General features: G+C 44.1%; 27 protein-coding genes. 17 read left to right on the top strand and 10 right to left on the bottom strand.

The genetic code is table 11. The features are described from left to right. Positions 1–12 precede the first annotated feature (12 nt). From rpsE to rplQ, 14 genes are all read left to right on the top strand, one after another. Positions 13–513: a 30S ribosomal protein S5 gene (gene rpsE, locus CZ360_RS02745; protein ID WP_077532650.1), complete on the top strand. Its 501-nt coding sequence runs from the start codon at positions 13–15 to the stop codon at positions 511–513. A gap of 15 nt (positions 514–528) precedes the next feature. Continuing rightward, positions 529–708, top strand: a complete 180-nt coding sequence (gene rpmD, locus CZ360_RS02740; protein ID WP_077532649.1) for a 50S ribosomal protein L30 — start codon at positions 529–531, stop codon at positions 706–708. Positions 709–726: 18 nt separating this feature from the next. Next, on the top strand, positions 727–1,170 hold the full coding sequence (gene rplO / locus CZ360_RS02735) for a 50S ribosomal protein L15 (protein ID WP_077532648.1): 444 nt from the start codon (positions 727–729) through the stop codon (positions 1,168–1,170). A 1-nt stretch (position 1,171) separates the two neighbouring features. Continuing rightward, on the top strand, positions 1,172–2,464 hold the full coding sequence (gene secY, locus CZ360_RS02730; protein WP_077532647.1) for a preprotein translocase subunit SecY: 1,293 nt from the start codon (positions 1,172–1,174) through the stop codon (positions 2,462–2,464). 18 nt (positions 2,465–2,482) lie between these two features. Further along, positions 2,483–3,115: an adenylate kinase gene (locus CZ360_RS02725; RefSeq protein WP_077532646.1), complete on the top strand. Its 633-nt coding sequence runs from the start codon at positions 2,483–2,485 to the stop codon at positions 3,113–3,115. A gap of 3 nt (positions 3,116–3,118) precedes the next feature. After that, positions 3,119–3,868 (top strand): type I methionyl aminopeptidase, encoded by a 750-nt coding sequence (gene map, locus CZ360_RS02720; protein ID WP_077532645.1) that lies wholly within the window; start codon positions 3,119–3,121, stop codon positions 3,866–3,868. Between the two features lie 11 nt (positions 3,869–3,879). Further along, positions 3,880–4,170: a KOW domain-containing RNA-binding protein gene (locus tag CZ360_RS02715; RefSeq protein ID WP_077532644.1), complete on the top strand. Its 291-nt coding sequence runs from the start codon at positions 3,880–3,882 to the stop codon at positions 4,168–4,170. A 15-nt stretch (positions 4,171–4,185) separates the two neighbouring features. Then, positions 4,186–4,404 (top strand): translation initiation factor IF-1, encoded by a 219-nt coding sequence (gene infA, locus CZ360_RS02710; RefSeq protein WP_077532643.1) that lies wholly within the window; start codon positions 4,186–4,188, stop codon positions 4,402–4,404. Between the two features lie 81 nt (positions 4,405–4,485). Then, on the top strand, positions 4,486–4,599 hold the full coding sequence (gene rpmJ / locus CZ360_RS02705; protein ID WP_077532642.1) for a 50S ribosomal protein L36: 114 nt from the start codon (positions 4,486–4,488) through the stop codon (positions 4,597–4,599). Positions 4,600–4,694: 95 nt separating this feature from the next. Continuing rightward, positions 4,695–5,063 carry a 30S ribosomal protein S13 gene (rpsM, locus tag CZ360_RS02700; protein WP_077532641.1) on the top strand — a complete coding sequence of 123 codons (369 nt, stop codon included), beginning with the start codon at positions 4,695–4,697 and terminating at the stop codon, positions 5,061–5,063. 18 nt (positions 5,064–5,081) lie between these two features. After that, positions 5,082–5,480 (top strand): 30S ribosomal protein S11, encoded by a 399-nt coding sequence (gene rpsK, locus CZ360_RS02695; protein ID WP_077532640.1) that lies wholly within the window; start codon positions 5,082–5,084, stop codon positions 5,478–5,480. A 23-nt stretch (positions 5,481–5,503) separates the two neighbouring features. Further along, complete coding sequence (gene rpsD / locus CZ360_RS02690; protein ID WP_077532639.1) at positions 5,504–6,130, top strand: 30S ribosomal protein S4; 627 nt, start codon at positions 5,504–5,506, stop codon at positions 6,128–6,130. Positions 6,131–6,331: 201 nt separating this feature from the next. Then, positions 6,332–7,282: a DNA-directed RNA polymerase subunit alpha gene (locus tag CZ360_RS02685; protein WP_077532638.1), complete on the top strand. Its 951-nt coding sequence runs from the start codon at positions 6,332–6,334 to the stop codon at positions 7,280–7,282. Between the two features lie 31 nt (positions 7,283–7,313). After that, a complete protein-coding gene (gene rplQ, locus CZ360_RS02680; RefSeq protein ID WP_077532637.1) occupies positions 7,314–7,655 on the top strand; it encodes a 50S ribosomal protein L17 in 342 nt (113 codons plus the stop codon). A 382-nt stretch (positions 7,656–8,037) separates the two neighbouring features. Here rplQ and CZ360_RS02675 read toward each other — a convergent pair whose 3' ends face one another. From CZ360_RS02675 to CZ360_RS02630, 10 genes are all read right to left on the bottom strand, one after another. Further along, a complete protein-coding gene (locus CZ360_RS02675; protein WP_077532636.1) occupies positions 8,038–8,286 on the bottom strand; it encodes a hypothetical protein in 249 nt (82 codons plus the stop codon). Between the two features lie 4 nt (positions 8,287–8,290). Beyond that, the gene (locus tag CZ360_RS02670) at positions 8,291–8,536 is read right to left on the bottom strand and encodes a hypothetical protein (protein WP_077532635.1); all 246 of its coding nucleotides are present in this window, start codon (positions 8,534–8,536) and stop codon (positions 8,291–8,293) included. Continuing rightward, positions 8,536–8,745 (bottom strand): hypothetical protein, encoded by a 210-nt coding sequence (locus tag CZ360_RS02665; RefSeq protein ID WP_077532634.1) that lies wholly within the window; start codon positions 8,743–8,745, stop codon positions 8,536–8,538. The genes CZ360_RS02670 and CZ360_RS02665 overlap by 1 nt, the downstream gene beginning before the upstream one ends. A gap of 63 nt (positions 8,746–8,808) precedes the next feature. Further along, positions 8,809–9,651, bottom strand: a complete 843-nt coding sequence (locus tag CZ360_RS02660; protein ID WP_077532633.1) for a major capsid protein — start codon at positions 9,649–9,651, stop codon at positions 8,809–8,811. Positions 9,652–9,667: 16 nt separating this feature from the next. Further along, positions 9,668–10,138: a hypothetical protein gene (locus CZ360_RS02655; RefSeq protein ID WP_077532632.1), complete on the bottom strand. Its 471-nt coding sequence runs from the start codon at positions 10,136–10,138 to the stop codon at positions 9,668–9,670. Between the two features lie 340 nt (positions 10,139–10,478). Further along, positions 10,479–10,769, bottom strand: coding sequence for a hypothetical protein (locus tag CZ360_RS02650; RefSeq protein ID WP_143530124.1), 291 nt, complete (start codon positions 10,767–10,769; stop codon positions 10,479–10,481). A 777-nt stretch (positions 10,770–11,546) separates the two neighbouring features. Beyond that, complete coding sequence (locus CZ360_RS02645; RefSeq protein ID WP_077532630.1) at positions 11,547–11,729, bottom strand: hypothetical protein; 183 nt, start codon at positions 11,727–11,729, stop codon at positions 11,547–11,549. A gap of 133 nt (positions 11,730–11,862) precedes the next feature. After that, positions 11,863–13,764, bottom strand: a complete 1,902-nt coding sequence (locus CZ360_RS02640) for an AAA family ATPase (protein WP_077532629.1) — start codon at positions 13,762–13,764, stop codon at positions 11,863–11,865. Further along, positions 13,761–13,952, bottom strand: coding sequence for an ICEBs1 excisionase (locus CZ360_RS02635; RefSeq protein ID WP_077532628.1), 192 nt, complete (start codon positions 13,950–13,952; stop codon positions 13,761–13,763). The genes CZ360_RS02640 and CZ360_RS02635 overlap by 4 nt, the downstream gene beginning before the upstream one ends. Before the next feature lie 2 nt (positions 13,953–13,954). Continuing rightward, a complete protein-coding gene (locus CZ360_RS02630; protein WP_077532627.1) occupies positions 13,955–14,155 on the bottom strand; it encodes a helix-turn-helix domain-containing protein in 201 nt (66 codons plus the stop codon). Positions 14,156–14,299: 144 nt separating this feature from the next. On the opposite strand from CZ360_RS02630, the gene CZ360_RS02625 reads away from it, so the two are divergent. The 3 genes from CZ360_RS02625 (at position 14,300) to greA (ending at position 17,049) form a co-directional block, all read left to right on the top strand. Beyond that, positions 14,300–14,722 carry a helix-turn-helix domain-containing protein gene (locus tag CZ360_RS02625; protein ID WP_077532626.1) on the top strand — a complete coding sequence of 141 codons (423 nt, stop codon included), beginning with the start codon at positions 14,300–14,302 and terminating at the stop codon, positions 14,720–14,722. 291 nt (positions 14,723–15,013) lie between these two features. Further along, complete coding sequence (locus CZ360_RS02620; protein ID WP_077532625.1) at positions 15,014–16,075, top strand: site-specific integrase; 1,062 nt, start codon at positions 15,014–15,016, stop codon at positions 16,073–16,075. Between the two features lie 494 nt (positions 16,076–16,569). Then, entirely contained in the window at positions 16,570–17,049 is a 480-nt protein-coding gene (gene greA, locus CZ360_RS02615) for a transcription elongation factor GreA (protein ID WP_205411098.1), read from the top strand. Positions 17,050–17,054: the final 5 nt, after the last annotated feature.

Genomic DNA, 17,054 nt, shown 5'->3' with positions numbered 1-17,054 from the left:
GAGGTTATTCGTTTGGCTAGAATAGATGCAACAGGTTTAGAATTGCAGGAAAAAGTAGTGTCCATTAACCGTGTATCCAAAACGGTAAAGGGCGGCCGGATCTTTAAATTCGCTGCTTTGGTTGTCGTTGGCGACGGGAATGGTATCGTTGGCTTTGGTCTGGGCAAATCCGGCGAAGTTCCGGATGCAATCAGAAAAGGCATCGAGGACGCGAAGAAAAACTTGATCAAGGTTTCCCTGAGAGGAACCTCGATTCCGCACGAAATCATCGGAGAATTTGGCGCTGGCCGCGTTCTCCTGAAACCGGCTCCGGAAGGTACTGGAGTTATCGCGGGCGGTCCTGTCCGTGCAGTGGTTGAAGCTTGCGGGATCAAAGATATCCGTACAAAAGCGCTGCGTTCCAACAATCCTTGCAACGTAGTGAGAGCAACAATCAACGGCTTAAACGCGCTTCGTTCTGCAGAAGAAGTTGCTGCGATCCGCGGAAAATCCGTTTCCGAAATTTTAGGTTAAGGAGGACACTGATTCATGGCACAGTTAGATGTGAAGCTGGTAAGAAGTCTTGTCGGCGCAAAGAAAACTCAGATTGCCGTTGCTGAATCCTTAGGGCTTCGCAAGATCGGTGATGTTACCACCCAACCTGATAATGACGCAACCAGAGGGAAGGTCTTTAAGATTTCTCACCTCGTTGAGGTCACAGAAAGATAACAAGGAGGTGCGAGTGTAATGAAACTGCACGAGTTATCACCGGCAGCAGGTTCCACCAAGGATGTAAAAAGAATTGGTCGCGGACATGGCTCTGGTAATGGTAAAACAGCAGGGAAAGGTCACAAAGGGCAGAAGGCGCGTTCTGGCGGCGGAGTCAGACCAGGATTTGAAGGCGGACAGATGCCTTTGCAGAGACGTATTCCGAAAAGAGGATTCAACAATATCTTTGCAAAACAGTATGTGATCATCAATGTCTCTGATTTGGAAGCGAAATTTGAAGATGGCGCTGTCATCGATACAAATGCAATCGTTGAAGCAGGTCTTGTGAAAAAGACCCTTGACGGAATTAAAGTTCTCGGCAATGGTGAAGTGACAAAGAACTTTACTGTGAAAGCGGCAGCTTTCTCCAAATCTGCGGTTGAAAAAATTGAAAAAGCAGGTGGAAAGACCGAGGTGATGTAAGGTGTTGGAAGTAATTAGAAATGCCTTTAAGAACCCTGATTTGAGACGGAAGATCTTCTATACAATGATGATCCTTCTCATCTTCAGAATTGGTGCTGCAATCCCGGCTCCGTTTATCGACGCTGAACCCTTAGTGGCGTTAACTGGCGACGGCAGCAACTTCTTTGGGTACTTGAACATGCTTTCCGGTGGTGCGTTCCAAAGTGCAACCATCTTTGCAATGTCCATTACACCTTATATCAATGCGAGCATCATCATCCAGCTTTTGACCGTTGCGATTGGTCCGTTGGAACGCATGGCAAAAGAGGGTGGCGAAGGCCGCAAAAAGTTAAACAAAATCACTCGCTGGACAACAGTGGCAATTGCTATTTTACAGGCGGTTGGCTACTATTTCCTGATGAGAAGATATGACGCGATCCCCGAGGCATATCTGGATAACACTTTCACCACATGGTTCACCGCGATTACCATTATCCTGGTATTCACAGCAGGTGCTGCCCTGGTAATGTGGCTGGGTGAGCAGATCAATGACAAGGGAATCGGCAACGGGATTTCCATTATCCTGTTTGCGGGAATTATCACAAGAGGCCCGGCTGCCATTCAAGTCTTGTGGGCAGAGTTCCAGAAAGGCGGATACCACTACTTTGTAGTGCCGCTGACCCTGATTGTCTTTGCCGCAATTATTGTGTTTATTGTCATTATGACAACGGCAGAACGGAGAATCCCGGTAGCATATGCGAAACGTGTGGTCGGCCGGAAGATGTATGGCGGACAGTCCTCCTACATTCCGATCAAGGTCAGCATGAGCGGCGTTATGCCGATCATCTTTGCAAGCGCATTTTTATCCTTGCCGAGCACCATCCAGATGTTCTGGACACCAAAAACCGGCAGCTTCTGGTATCACGTATTCAATGCTCTCTCACCGAGAGGCGCTGCCTATGCGATCCTGTATTTCCTGCTGATTATTGCTTTTAACTATTTCTATATTGCGATCCAGTACAATCCGGTAGAGATCGCAAACAATATCAAGAGCAACAATGGTGCTATTCCGGGTATCCGTCCGGGAAAACCAACTGTAACATTCATTTCGAAGGTTATTTCCAAGATTACCCTGTTGGGTGCATTATTCCTCGGTGCGATTGCGATTTTCCCAATTATTTTCACCTGGCTGACAGATGTCAACATTTCTCTGGGTGGTACTTCGATTATCATTATCGTAGGGGTTGCACTGGATACCATGCGTACGCTGGAATCTCAGATGACTATGCGCCATCACAGAGGCTTCTTGGAATAAGACAGAGGAGGTCAACAGATGAATCTGATCTTATTAGGCGCTCCTGGAGCAGGAAAAGGAACACAGGCCGAGGTGATTTGCGAACATCTCAATATTCCGGCTATTTCCACCGGGAATATTATTCGTGAAGCACTCAAAAACGGAACAGAGTTAGGACTGAAGGCAAAATCCTTTATGGATTCTGGTGCTTTGGTACCCGACGAGGTTGTAATTGATATTATTAAAGAGCGTCTTGCAAAGGATGACTGCAAAAACGGTTTTATTCTCGACGGTTTCCCAAGAACTGTCCCGCAGGCTGAAGCACTCGATGCAATGGGCATCCAGATCGACAAGGTGATTGATATTGAGGTTGCGGATGAAAAAATCATGCAGCGCCTTTCCGGCAGAAGAGTCTGCCAGGACTGCGGTGCTTCCTACCATGTGGATTACAAGCCTTCTAAAGCGGAAGGAACCTGTGATAAATGCGGCGGGAAAACCGTTCAGAGAAAAGACGACCACCCGGATACCATCAAAGATCGTCTGCACGTTTACCATGAGCAGACCGAGCCTTTGAAAGACTACTATGAAAAGACAGGAAAGCTGACCATCGTAGAGGGTCAGGAGGAAGTGGCAGATACTTCTGCTTTAACTTTGAAAGCCTTGGAGGCATAGTAGATGGTAACTTTAAAAAATGCCAGCGAGATTCGGGTTATGAGTGATGCATGCCGGATTTCAGCACAGGCATTAAAGGTTGCAGGTGAATATATGCATCCCGGTGTCTCGACAAAGGAGATTGATGAAGCGATTCGCAAATATATCGTTTCAACTGGTGCAAAGCCCAATTTCCTGGGATACGGTGGATTCCCTGCAAGCGCATGTATTTCGATAAACGACGAAGTCATTCACGGGATCCCTTCCAAGAAGCGGATTCTGCATGACGGCGATATTGTCAGCGTCGACGTTGGCGCGTTTTATAACGGGTTTAACGGAGACAACGCCTACACCTTTGCGGTAGGTGAAATCTCAGACGAGGCAAAAGCGCTGCTCAGAGTGACGGAAGAATGTTTATACAAGGGTATTGAAGCGGCAAAACCGGGAAACCGGATTGGAGATATCGGCCATGCGGTGCAGTCCCATGCAGAAAGCTTTGGGTACGGTGTGGTGCGCAAGTTTGTGGGGCACGGCGTCGGCAGAAAACTCCATGAGGATCCTGAGGTTCCTAATTTCGGAACAGCAGGACGGGGCGTCCGGCTCGCGGCTGGGATGACACTGGCGATCGAACCGATGATCAACCTCGTAGGGGAAGACGTTAGAGTGTTATCTGATGGCTGGACAACAGTGACTGCTTCAGGAAGCATTGCCGCCCATTTTGAACACACCGTTGTGATTACCAATGACGGTGCAAAAATCCTTACCAGGGCGTAAGGAGGGTGAAAATGGCGCAGGCAGAGCGAAATACCCAGACGCTCCTCAAGAGGGGAAGCGTGGTCAGGTCCACTGCCGGGCATGATGCGGGGAGTTTTTATGTGGTGTTAAAGGCGGAAGCGGAGTTTGTGCTGATCGCAGACGGCAGGCGCCGGAAGGCAGAAAAGCCAAAACGGAAAAATATCCGCCACATTGCAAAAACAAACCAGGTCGTTCCGGAGGAAGACCTATTGACTGACAAAAAAATTAGGCGAGCACTGTGGGAGCTGAATTTTGGTTCTGGCAGTCCCGTCGCCTGTTAAAGGGAGGTAAACCGCTTGTCCAAAGAAGATGTAATCGAAATTGAGGGTATTGTAAAAGAGACAATGCCAAACGCTACCTTTAAAGTAGAATTGCCGAATGGACACACAATTTTGGCTCATATTTCAGGCAAGCTACGGATGAATTTTATTCGTATTCTGCCCGGGGATAAGGTGACGGTTGAAATGTCGCCATATGATTTGACAAAAGGACGCATTACTTGGCGTTCCAAATAAATCAGAACAAACAGACTAAGGTCTCGGTTGGAATTTTGTTGTCAAAGGAATTCCACTGAATCACGAAGGAGGTAATTTCAGATGAAAGTAAGACCTTCCGTTAAGCCCATGTGTGAAAAATGCAAAATCATCAGACGTAAAGGCCGCATCATGGTTATCTGCCAGAATGCGAAACACAAACAACGTCAGGGTTAATAGCGAAACCTTATATTATTTGGTTCAAACATCTATTACAGATACAGGCAGTGCCTTATTAAGGCATTGATTGTGTTATTTGGAGGTGCAACTTTATGGCTCGTATAGCTGGTGTTGACCTGCCTAGAGAAAAGAGAATCGAGATTGGTTTAACTTATATCTACGGTATCGGTCAGAAAGCAGCAAGCGATATCATCAAAGCAACAGGTGTAAATCCGGACATCCGTGTAAAGGATTTATCTGAAGATGATCTTGCAAAACTGCGTGATTATATTGACAAAAATTTCGAAGTTGAGGGTGACCTTCGCAGAAGTACTGCTCTTGACATCAAACGGTTGATCGAAATCGGATGCTACCGTGGTGTTCGTCATAGAAGAGGTCTTCCTGTAAGAGGACAGCGTACTAAGACAAACGCACGTACCAGAAAAGGTCCGAAGAAAACGATCGCTAATAAGAAAAAATAGCAGGAGGGATTCTGAGAAATGGCAAAACAAGTTGCTAAGAAAACAGTCCGCAGACGCCGTGAGCGGAAGAACATCGAACGCGGTGCCGTTCATATTCAGTCTACCTTTAATAATACCATCGTTACCATTACGGACACACAGGGCAACGCGATTTCATGGGCTAGCGCCGGTGAAATGGGCTTCAGAGGTTCTAAGAAATCCACTCCGTTCGCTGCACAGACTGCTGCGGAACAGGCGGCAAAGGCTGCTATGGAGCATGGTTTGAAGAGCGTTGAAGTCTATGTAAAAGGGCCTGGTTCAGGACGTGAAGCAGCAATCCGTGCGCTGCAGGCAGTTGGGCTTGAAGTCTCTATGATCAAAGACGTCACCCCAATCCCGCACAATGGTTGCCGCCCGCCGAAAAGAAGACGTGTGTAATATTTATCAGGAGGTGTAACGATATGGCTAGATATACTGGTGCAGTATGCAGAATGTGCCGCCGTGAAGGACAGAAATTATTCCTGAAAGGCGAAAGATGTTACTCTGATAAATGTTCTTTCGTTAGCAGAGGATATGCCCCGGGGCAGCATGGACAGAGCAGAAAAAAAGTTTCTGAATATGGAATTCAGTTAAGAGAAAAACAAAAAGCAAGACGTTTCTATGGCGTTTTGGAAAGCCAGTTCGCAAAATATTTTGACATGGCTGAAAAGAAACAGGGTATGACAGGGCCGAACCTGCTTATTATCTGTGAATCCAGACTGGATAACGTAGTTTACAGAATGGGTCTTGCCGGCTCTAGAGCGGAAGCTCGTCAGTTGGTTGTACACGGTCATTATACCGTAAATGGTAAGAAGGTTAATGTTCCGTCTTACCTGGTAAAGGAAGGCGACGTTGTTGCAGTTTGCGATAAGAGCCGTTCCTCTGACAAAATCAAAGCTGTTGTTGAAGCAAACGGTTCCCGCCCGGTTCCGATGTGGCTGGAGATGGATCAGGATAAATTGGCAGCAAAGATTGCACGGATGCCAAGCCGCGAAGACATCGATCTGGATGTCCAGGAAAACCTGATCGTAGAGTACTACTCCAGATAATCGAAGGTGCAGACGATTTTCCACTGGAATCAAACATTTTTACAAATCTTTTTCGGGAAATGCTGTTTGGCTGAATATTTTTCCCAGAAAAAACCAATCTATTCTATGTTGGAAACTTTTGGAACAGAAATATTCAGCAAACTGCCTGAAATTTTCGGGAGATCATTTTTTGAAAAGTTTTGTATCATAGGAGGGTTATAAATGATCGAAATTGAAAAGCCAAGAATTGAGACAGCTGAGATGAAACCTGACGGTAGTTACGGCAAGTTTGTCTTGGAGCCCCTTGAACGCGGCTACGGTACCACTCTGGGCAACAGCCTGAGACGCGTACTGCTCTCCTCATTACCAGGTGTCGCTGTAACCTCTATTAAAATTGACGGGGTACAGCATGAATTTTCCACCATTCCGGGTGTGAAAGAAGATGTTACGGAAATCGTTCTGAACATCAAAGGGCTGACCGCCAAAATCCATGGCGAGTCACCAAAAACCGTTTATATTGAAGCAGAAGGCGAAGGCGTCGTCACAGCAGGCGATATCAAAGCGGATTCTGAGGTTGAGATTTTAAATCCGGCCATGCATATCGCAACCCTGGATCAGGGCGCAAAGCTTTATATGGAAATCGTGATTGATAAAGGCCGCGGCTATGTTCCGGCTGAACGCAACAAGGCGAACATCCAGAATATTGTCGGTGCGATCGCTGTAGACAGTATCTATACGCCGGTTTTGAAAGTAAATTATACGGTTGAAAATACCCGTGTTGGACAGATTACCGACTATGATAAGTTGAGCCTCGAGGTATGGACTGACGGAACGATCTCCGCTAAGGAATCCATATCCCTTGCAGCCAAGGTTCTGAATGAGCATCTCAACTTGTTTGTGGATCTATCAGAAGAAGCGGCATCCGCGGAAATCATGGTAGAAAAGGACGACAAAGGTAACGAAAAAGTCCTCGAGATGACTATTGAGGAGCTTGACTTATCTGTACGTTCGTTTAACTGCTTAAAACGTGCAGGAATCAATACGGTAGGCGATTTGATTAATAAATCGGAAGACGATATGATGAAGGTCCGTAACCTCGGCAAGAAGTCCCTGGAAGAAGTTGTATTTAAACTCAACTCACTGGGCTTCAACCTGAATCCGGACGAAGATTAATCGAAGAACAACCAGTAAGGAGTGAATTAGAATGGCAGGAAGCAGAAAACTCGGAAGAGCCTCTGATCACAGAAAAGCAATGCTGAGAGCTATGGTTACTTTTTTACTTGAAAACGGTAAAATCGAAACCACAGTATCCAGAGCGAAAGAGGTTCGTGCTATGACCGAGAAAATGATTACCCTCGGCAAAACAAATAACCTCCACTCCAAGCGTCAGGCGTTTGCATATATCACAAAAGAAGATGTGGTTAAGAAATTATTTGATGAAATTTCCCCGAAATATGCTGATGTAAACGGTGGTTACACCCGCATCATCAAAACCGGGCCACGTCGCGGTGACGCAGCAGAGATGGCTATCATTGAATTGGTATAAGTAAGATACCATAAAAATCACCCGTCAGAGCCTTATATAATCGGCTTTGGCGGGTTTCTTGTTTTCTTCGTGATTCTATTTTGATTCTAATTTTTTGAAACTTTGATTGTATTCATCGAAAATCCTTTGACAAAATAGGATCATATGATATAATAGAAATAGAAAAAGGCGTTACCGGTAAACGGTTCGCCCTCAATAATAGGTTAAAGATAAACCGTATTCATTGGAGTGATGGCGGTTTATCTTTTTTTATTGCCAGTATGTAAGATTCTTTCGATAAGAACCAGAATAATAATCAGGTAGATTATATTCTCCATAAGCAAGCCCCCTTTCGAGGGCAAAGAATGAACCGCCTACCGCTGGGCAGGTAACGCCATAGATATTATAGCATGTCCACACTGGCGTGTAAAGTTTTGTTGCATTCAATCATAGCGGACATAATTTGGCTTTCCGCATCGTCAAGATAGCGAATGTCAACAATGTTGCCGTTGCATTCCAGAACTTCATATAGAGCGTTAACAGCCTCAAGGGTCTTTTCTGTACCGTCGGAATATATCAGAGTAACCCTATTAACATGTTGTTTTCTGATGGCTTGTTCTAATAAGTCAATCCGCTTGTTGATACTTCTCATGAAATCACCTGCCTCTCTGCGCCCTGTCAACTGCCGATGTTAGGATCGAAAGTGTAAGCGGATCCATATCCCCAATATAACGAAATGAAACGGGGTGGAAATCTTTAATTTCTCCGCTGCAAATCAATACCGGGTCTGTTTCGTCTGTAATTGGTACTTCTGAGCCGTCAGTCATGATCCACCACCATTCAGCTTCATGTGGCTTGATACGCCCCTCCAGCTTGCCGATACGCTTCAATAAACTGTTCATCAATGTTTCTCCTCAATCATCTTTTCAAGCTCACACAGCCGCCTTTCCTGCTCATCTGTCCTGATCGCACTCAAAACAGCGTTGCAGGCTAGTATGATCGTGTTGGCCGCCCTAGGGTCAAGCTCGTTGTTTAATACCATGTTTGCAACCTTGGATAATGCCCGGCGTACCTCAAGCGGCGTGGAAAGCTTCAATCTTCTCTTAGCCATAGTAATCCCTCCTAAGACAAAAGGCGCGCGGACTATTGCCCACACGCCCTAGAAAATGGCCTTTTACGCCTTATCCGCTACTGCCTGATAATAGATCGCCTTGGTCTTGTTATCCAGCACAAAGGCATCATACACGATTCTGCCTTCCACCAGACTACCGGAGATTCCCGGCGGGTCTTGATGGATTTTATAATCTTCCAGCTTAACAGGCGCTACCGTTGCGGATGGGTGCGCCATCATAAAGCCGAATGATTCAGGCAGTCTGTTGGCCGGCACTTTGACAACAGAAGCACCGTCCAGCATACCGATCACGCCCTTTAACCGCATGTCATTTGCGATATCAGTCTCCATGATGATATCCTTGCACTGTTTCATAAGCGTATAGGTTGCAGGTGTCACAACGAGGACACGCCCTGTTTCCGGTACAAATTCATTGTCAAGGGTTTCGCTTGCCTTGAGAATCTCAGTGTAGATATTCTCTGCCGTCAGCGCAACGCCTGCGGGCTTGGTTCCCGCCTTGGTACACATCACATTGTAAACGTAAGTGTCAACCTCTGGAATAATAACCTCTCTCTGCTGCCGGGCTAGAGCAGAGGCCGCCTGCAACTGCTGGCCTGTTTCGTCAGTGTCCAGCTTGTCAATGGTAAAGGTGAATGATCTGTCTTTGGTTAAAGCAAATTCCTCTGTGGTTGCGTTCAGGGCAGAAGCCGCTCCATATCTGGAAGCATTGTCACCTGTTCCATCCCGGTCATAGTCGTTCATGGTTCCGGTGCTGATCTTGTAAACCTTGACGGTGTGCGCACCAGTCCAATCAAAATCATTGTTTGTGAGTAAGCTTTTCTTGCTCTCTGCGGTAAATTTTTCGTCAACGTATGGTAGAAATTTCGTTACTAAATTAATAGCCATTGTATAAAGTCACGTCCTATTCTTTGTTTAGAAAGACGTTCTCCAACTGCTTGTCAAACAGGGTGTCCTGGTCTGGCCTGCGCCGGGGGAAGTTCCCAATCGAACCAGTTCCGCCCGGTTCCTGTACCTGTGGTTTTAGCTGTGGGAACGCTTCTATTAGTTTATCTGCTGAAGCTTGGAATGCTTCTGAATTGGAAGTATCCAGTATATCAAGCAATACCGACGGATACCCTTGATCCAAAATGTATTCTTTGCAGTTCAGCTTGTTTTCTCGGTTGATAATATCCTGCACCTTTTCACTGTCAGGCGTTTCAGCCTTATCCTTGACGCGGGCTAACCGTTCCTGAATAATCCTGTTCACTTCGTCCTGTGTGAAAGTGCGTTCCTCGTTCTGAGTGGCGCCGCCATCTGCTGGCGTGTTTATGATCTGTTTTTCCATAATGTCCTCCCGTTTTACGCCCGTCGGCTGAATAAATAAAAAAGGCATGAGCCAACCTCGCCTGTAAAAGGTTGTTCCCATGCCATCAAATAAACCCAAGTAAAAGAAGAAGCTAACCGGGAAGAAACATACAAACTCCCGGCGGTACTCATGCCATATTCTATTTGATTATATTATACCATATGTATTATAAAAAGTCAATCATTTTATACAAAGGGTATATATTTGCTATTTGCCTTTGTTATGCGGTTTCCTCCGGTTCTTAATAGTCAAATATATGTGATGAAATGGGGTATAGCGGTCACATTTGCGACATTTCACACTGGGGAAACGATCTTTGAAATATCCCACAATATCCAACATGTCAAATTCTTCATTGGATTCATAGCTAATTTTTATCTTCATTTTGTTTGTCCTCGCTGGGGTCTCTGCTTATAGCTTCCTGCTCCCTTCTGAATGCGTCCTGCGCCGCTGTCAGCACTGCCCGCAAGCTTTCCATAGTAGCCAGACATGGCAGGACATTTATGATTGCGTTTTTATAATTCTGGTGCTTTTGATTCAGTTTCTCCCTGACACAGATTTTTTTGATTTCTTCAAAGTGCGAATCCTTAATTTCTTTCGCCTGTTCTTCTGTCAGCCCGTATTCTTCCATCAATGTTTTCTTTCCGAATGTAATCATGTTCCTTTTCCTCTCTTTTTCTTTTATTTCCGGCTGGATATTCCAGCGTTTCGGCTTGCCGTTCTTCGTATGGGTTACAATCCCATTGCTCCCCATGATCTAAATACGCCCCGCAATGGGGACAGATTTTATACAGTGCCATGATCCACCTCTTGACTTGGAGGACTGCACCCGGTATAATAAAGATGTTTTTGAGGGGTGCAATCCTCTTGATTTGGCTTTCTATGTTGCAGCATAGGAAGCTGTTTTTTTTATGTACAGTCATTTTGCACCTTGCTTTTCTACAAGTAATTCAAGATATGCGATAAGTTTTTTTCGGTTTTCAGGTGTCATCCTCTTTAAAAGTCCTTTGGCAAATTTGGATTCCCCTGTTTTTGTCATCTTTCATTCTCCTTTTCTGCTCACTTTCATTTTTCTACCGTCAGAGAGAGACAAATGATCAAATGAAGGCGCAAAGCCCGTTGTTATGCGGTTTGTCTTACTTGATCACATGGTCAAATGACATTCTCCACTTGTCCATTTAATTAGTTCTCTTGACCACATGATCAAATGAAAAATATATAGTAATAATCAGTGTTTATAGCTTCTCTTGATCATTTCAGTGTGTCTGACGGGGTGTTAGCTTTTTATCCCCTCTGAATCTTGCAAAATTGATGTAGTTATCAGTTCTATATACCATGTTTTTTCTTTTCCAAAACCAGTGGCGTGATACTTAATATCTTTTTTGTCTTTTAACTCATCCTTCGCCCGTTTGATCGTAGGATAATATTTTCATCTTTACTCCTCCCTCATTTTGATTCCCAGCATTGGAACTAATTTTCCACTAGGGGATTCCGCATACCCAACAATCGGAAACAGTTGCGGCAGCGTACTGCCTTTCGGTGCAAGCCCCATAACTTCAGCTACACTTGGGAAACGTTCTTCTATGTACTCTTTACCGTTGATTTCAATTATTTTCATCTTTCATTCTCCTTTCAAAATCCACAGGGTAAAATTAGAGTACCTTTGCGCCCACTAGCTCCCATATTATATAGTCGCTAAGGTACGCTAATGGTAGCTAAGGTACATTTTGGTAATAGGGAACTAATGGTAACTAATTATCTAGTATTGTTGGTTGTCTGCCTTTAAATCTTAATGAATGTAGCCGCTTATTATTGCTTTTGCTGGCTGGCGGCTCATACACAATCCCATCATTTTCAAACAGTTCCCTTGATAGCTGTTTCATTTTTTTACTCAATGCCGTTTCATTGTCTGCTGGATATGCTCCCGCAATGTCAATGCAGGATTGAAATAATTCTCGTGCAGTTCCTCGCCAGCCTAGCGGGGATTCCTTTAACAACTCTTTTACCGTCTGAACAATCGGACTATTACGGTATTCAAATAGTTTGCGCTGTTCTTCTATCCAGTCCGCATCTCCCATAACCTGCCAGCGATATGTATTTTTGTCAAAGAAGATAACCGTTTCACTACTGTCAACGTCTCTGCCTGTAACTGATAGTGTGGTATTCGCATCCTGCCGTTTTGCCTTTGCCAGCACCATCGCAGTATCAGCCGCGCCCATAATGCCGTTGGTGCCGGAAATACGGTTGAACGGGTCGCTGTCATCTGTGGCTTTTCTAAGGTGATGAACCAATAAAAGACATATTCCGTTATCATCTGCAAATTTTTTCAGTATGCCCATATCCTGATAATCTTTTCCATAAACGTCTTTTCCGTTTCCTACAGAGCGCACACGCTGTAGTGTATCAATGACAATCAGCTTTGTATCCGGGTGTTCTGACATGTAATCTGTTAATTGCTCAATCAGTCCATTTCCCAGCGTTAGCGCAGACGTTGCATAATAGAAACCATCCGGTGCTTTTTGCCCGGCTAAAATTTTATTCATGCGGTCTTTTAATCTTCTTTCGCTGTCCTCTAATGCTAAATATAACCCGCTTCCCTGTACGGTATCATGATTTAAGAAACGGTTTCCTCCTGCAACAGATAAACAGAGATCAAGCACAAGCCAGCTTTTTCCGTATTTGGGCGGTGAAGCTAACAAGGCTAATCCCTGCGGCAATATCCCATCCACAACAAACCGAACTGGTGGCAATTCTTTACCTTGCAGATCGGCCGCCGATATAATAGACAGCTTTAATCGGTTATCGTCAACCGCATATTCAGCCCGGCCAAAAACGTCCGCCGGCGGTTCCTGCTTCTGATACTCCGGCAATCCTGCCGCCATGGTTTCAACCGCCTGAATGATGGATTCATTTTTTTCGTTGAGTTCGTAAAGATCAGTGATATCTCCATGCTCCTTTAAATCAGGGTATAGCTTGCAAAGGTCAACCAGCTTCACGCTTGCGGCTTGTCCGGTCAAAGCGTTGCAGATGATAGATGAAAATGCTTTTCCGGTTTCGTCGTTGTCCTGTATCACAATAACGTCTTTACCGGAGAGGGCTTTTGTATATTCGCTTTTCCATCCCTCGCCGTTTTGCTTTGCTCCATGTGGACTGCACACCGCCGCCCTGCCGCAGGCCTTGAGCGTTTCAACGTCCTTTTCTCCCTCGACAATATAGATCAAATCGTTGTTAGGAATACAATCGGCGTTATACAGTCCGGGATCATCGTTTGTTTTATGCTTTACCCATTGTTTCCCGTCGTAATGTTTCCATACAAATGTTTTCTTTCCGTCCGGTTTTAGGTATCTGTCTTTTCTGTTGCGTGGTCTTCCATTTTTATCGGGGTAGTAATAGGAACAGATATATTTCCATGGTTTATTCTGTTTTGGCTCTAAAGGCGTTGCAAATAAATCTCGTCTTTTCAATCCCACTGCTGATAAAATATCATCTAAATTGCATCCACGTTGACATGTAATAAGGGTTCTGCCATCTTCACCCATTCCAATACACAAGCTTGCCGTATGATCGTCATGCGCCGGACACAATGCGGAATATTGATTGCTTCCTGTTTGTTTCACTTTTTGGAAGTACTGTAATACTTCTTGTGTTGTCAATCTCTCGCCCCCTCATCAATTCCGCCCCAAAACTTCTGATTAAAATACTTTGTTGGAACTTTGCCGGATACGGTAATATATCCGCCCTGCTCCAGTTCTTTGTTCAGATTGCGGATCACATCATAAGCCTTGCCGTTAGATACGCCTAGAATCTCCGCAACCTCCGGGGCTGTTAGGTAGTATTTCATGGTTAGCCCTCCGATACAATAAATTCGCTTGGGTCAACGTCTAACCCTTTGGCAATCTTGAACGCTGTCGGTGCAGTGCATGTCCCCCTTAATCGCAGGGTACTAAAATTTTGCCTTGAAATTCCGGAACGCTCCGACACTTCTTTGGCCGACAAGCCTTTGCTTGCCATGATTAAATCAATTTTATCTTTACTGATTTTCACTGTTTCAACCTCCTTTGATGCTCATTTAAAATCAGCCTATGTTTAGATTATACTCATTTATAATGAATATGTCAATACTAATTTTAAAAAAATATTGATTTTTAATGAGCGTTGAGGTAATATGATAAAAAAGGTGGTGAATATATGTCCATAGGAAGTAATATAAAAGCGGCTAGAAAAGCAAAAGGTATAACTCAAAAGGAACTTTCAAAGAAAATAAATAAAACCTTTTCATCGGTTCAAAAATATGAATTAGATATAATACAACCGCCGGTTGACGTTATTCGTGATATAGCAGGCGCACTTGAGGTAAAAGTTTCCGATCTTCTTTATGACAGTCCAGCAACATCATTTTCAGAAATGAACAAAAGATTGCTCGAAAATGGGGTTACGAAAAACTGGATCATAAATCATTCGGAAGAAGATCAGGCTAACATGGATTTGATAGAAGCTAATTACTGCATAGCTGATAAAAAAGGCAAACAGGATATTGTGGAATATTCGCAGATGGTAGCGGATCGGACGTTGAAACAACGGAAACAGAACGGCGATCCCGGCAAAGAATAGCTGTGATTTGAAATCACATTACCCCTTGAGTCGCGTTTTGCGACGTTAGCCAAAGGGGGTCACGATTCGTTACACCCTTAAAGGTGATCGGCGTTTTACCGTATCGGGTGATGGGGTGGTACCCTGATTTAGGGTAACGGCACATTTCATACCGTCATGGGTGGGCGTTTTGCCTAGGCATGGGTGCCCGATCCGTTCAGCGTGCCAACAAGTTGGCATATGCTATAACGATTCGTTAGGGCATCCCCACAAGTGGGTATGATATGGAATCAACGAAAAGAGGTGAACACATTGCCAGCATACAAAGACGAACAGCGGGGGACATGGTATGCACAATTCTATTACAAGGATTGGGCCGGCACCCGTAAGAAGAAATTAAAGCGGGGATTTGCTACCAAAAGAGAAGCTGTAGCATTCGAACGGGATTTTGTCAATGCGCATTCTGGTAGTGTGGATATGACCTTTCAGGCATTCAGTGTAATCTATCTTGAGGATATGCAGCACCGCTTAAAGCTGTCTACCTATGAGAATAAACGGTTTACGATTGAAAACAGCCTGATCCCCTTTTTCGGAAATATGCCGTTGAATGTCATTACCCCCTCAGACGTGCGCCGATGGCAAAATGAAATGATTGCAAAGGGATATTCACAAACCTATTTGCGGGGCCTGCACGTCCAGCTATCGAGTGTTTTTAACTATGCAGTCAAATACTATTCCTTGGCTGAAAACCCTTGTAAAAAGGCGGGTAGCATTGGAAAACAACGGGCTGAATCCATGCAGTTCTGGACGTTGGAAGAATACAAAGCTTTTTCAAAGGCTGTCAGCCATAATATACAGGCGCATACGGCTTTTGAAATCTTATATTATACTGGAATGCGGATAGGCGAATTATTAGCATTAACACCCTCTGACGTTGATCTGGAAGCCTGTACAATCTCTATCAGCAAGACATACCAGAGGATCAACGGCCTAGATGTCATAACACCGCCCAAAACAGCCAAAAGTAATCGTGTGATCGCAATACCCCAATTTTTAAGGGACGAGATAAAGGACTATATTGGAAAGCTGTATAACATCTCCGACAATGACCGCATATTCCCGGTAACAAAATACGCATTCAATCATATGCTAAAACGCTATGCCAATAAAGCAGGAGTAAAGGAAATACGCCTGCATGATCTTCGGCACAGCCACGCAAGCCTGTTAATAGAAAAGGGTGTCAATCCGTTGATGATCGCCCAACGGCTGGGACATGAGAATATAGAAACAACCTTGAACATCTACGGCCATTTGTACCCAACAAAGGAAAGTGAACTGATCGCTTGCTTGGAAGATTTGCACCGTGTGCCGTGATTCTATTTTGATTCTAAAAAATCTAAAAAATATAAATAAAGGCTGAAATATAGTGAGAAAATGGGCTGAAAAGCCATAAAAAACACTGAAATCAGCCTAAAATAAGCAAATATCATTGAATTGGTATAATTAATTCATAATAGAAACCTCCCGCTAATACCCTGATGAAGGGTATTGGCGGGTTTCTTCTTAAGGTAAATATCCGGGCCTTTTAGAAACAATCACAAGTGAAAAAGAATAGGACAGGATCCTGTTCTTTTGTTTGGCTGCTGTACAGCAGCGTTCACATTTTATTGAAACATTATTTATAAATTTAGAGTGGAATCAAAACGATTTTTTGGATAAGATAGTAACATCGTATAAAATTGTGCTGCATATTTTTTACTTGACACAAAGTTTTGATTTTAGTATAATTAAAATATTGTAGACTAGTCTTACTATACCTATTTATGAAAAGAAAAATAGACAAATGAAATAAACAGGGGGATATGATTGTGGCCGCAATGAAACAAATTACCTTGACACAGGAAGGGCTTTTAAAGCTGGAAGAGGAACTGGAGCATCTTAAGATCGTAAGACGAAAAGAAGTTTCAGAGAAGATAAAAGTTGCATTGTCCTTTGGCGATTTATCAGAAAACAGTGAATACGATGAAGCGAAAAATGAACAGGCTATGGTAGAAGCCAGAATCAGCGAAGTAGAGGCTTTGCTCAAAAACGTGGTAGTTGTCAATGATGATGACATTTCTACAGATGTTGTCTCCGTAGGCTGTACGGTAAAGATGAAATGCCTGAAAAATGGAAAAGAGGATATCTTTAAAATTGTAGGATCAACAGAAGCGTCGCCGCTTCAGAAAAAGATTTCCGACGAGTCTCCGGTGGGAAAGGCAGTCATTGGACATAAGGTAGGGGAAAAAGTTGACGCGGAGGTTCCTTCCGGCGTGATCCAGTATGAAATTCTGGAAATTTCCAAATAAAGTTA

Source organism: Massiliimalia massiliensis, from assembly GCF_900155615.1.
GTDB lineage: Bacteria > Bacillota > Clostridia > Oscillospirales > Ruminococcaceae > Massiliimalia > Massiliimalia massiliensis.
This window is presented reverse-complemented; position numbering and strand designations above follow the sequence as displayed.

Coding starts and splice junctions, on each gene's coding strand:
- CZ360_RS02645 (WP_077532630.1), bottom strand. CDS start 11,729: ATGAAAATAATTGAAATCAACGGTAAAGAGTACATAGAAGAACGTTTC.
- rpmD (WP_077532649.1), top strand. CDS start 529: ATGGCACAGTTAGATGTGAAGCTGGTAAGAAGTCTTGTCGGCGCAAAG.
- rpmJ (WP_077532642.1), top strand. CDS start 4,486: ATGAAAGTAAGACCTTCCGTTAAGCCCATGTGTGAAAAATGCAAAATC.
- CZ360_RS02665 (WP_077532634.1), bottom strand. CDS start 8,745: ATGGCTAAGAGAAGATTGAAGCTTTCCACGCCGCTTGAGGTACGCCGG.
- rplO (WP_077532648.1), top strand. CDS start 727: ATGAAACTGCACGAGTTATCACCGGCAGCAGGTTCCACCAAGGATGTA.
- rpsK (WP_077532640.1), top strand. CDS start 5,082: ATGGCAAAACAAGTTGCTAAGAAAACAGTCCGCAGACGCCGTGAGCGG.
- CZ360_RS02650 (WP_143530124.1), bottom strand. CDS start 10,769: ATGATTACATTCGGAAAGAAAACATTGATGGAAGAATACGGGCTGACA.
- CZ360_RS02675 (WP_077532636.1), bottom strand. CDS start 8,286: ATGAGAAGTATCAACAAGCGGATTGACTTATTAGAACAAGCCATCAGA.
- map (WP_077532645.1), top strand. CDS start 3,119: ATGGTAACTTTAAAAAATGCCAGCGAGATTCGGGTTATGAGTGATGCA.
- CZ360_RS02715 (WP_077532644.1), top strand. CDS start 3,880: ATGGCGCAGGCAGAGCGAAATACCCAGACGCTCCTCAAGAGGGGAAGC.
- rpsD (WP_077532639.1), top strand. CDS start 5,504: ATGGCTAGATATACTGGTGCAGTATGCAGAATGTGCCGCCGTGAAGGA.
- CZ360_RS02625 (WP_077532626.1), top strand. CDS start 14,300: ATGTCCATAGGAAGTAATATAAAAGCGGCTAGAAAAGCAAAAGGTATA.
- CZ360_RS02635 (WP_077532628.1), bottom strand. CDS start 13,952: ATGAAATACTACCTAACAGCCCCGGAGGTTGCGGAGATTCTAGGCGTA.
- CZ360_RS02725 (WP_077532646.1), top strand. CDS start 2,483: ATGAATCTGATCTTATTAGGCGCTCCTGGAGCAGGAAAAGGAACACAG.
- rpsM (WP_077532641.1), top strand. CDS start 4,695: ATGGCTCGTATAGCTGGTGTTGACCTGCCTAGAGAAAAGAGAATCGAG.
- rplQ (WP_077532637.1), top strand. CDS start 7,314: ATGGCAGGAAGCAGAAAACTCGGAAGAGCCTCTGATCACAGAAAAGCA.
- CZ360_RS02685 (WP_077532638.1), top strand. CDS start 6,332: ATGATCGAAATTGAAAAGCCAAGAATTGAGACAGCTGAGATGAAACCT.
- CZ360_RS02670 (WP_077532635.1), bottom strand. CDS start 8,536: ATGAACAGTTTATTGAAGCGTATCGGCAAGCTGGAGGGGCGTATCAAG.
- CZ360_RS02655 (WP_077532632.1), bottom strand. CDS start 10,138: ATGCCTTTTTTATTTATTCAGCCGACGGGCGTAAAACGGGAGGACATT.
- CZ360_RS02660 (WP_077532633.1), bottom strand. CDS start 9,651: ATGGCTATTAATTTAGTAACGAAATTTCTACCATACGTTGACGAAAAA.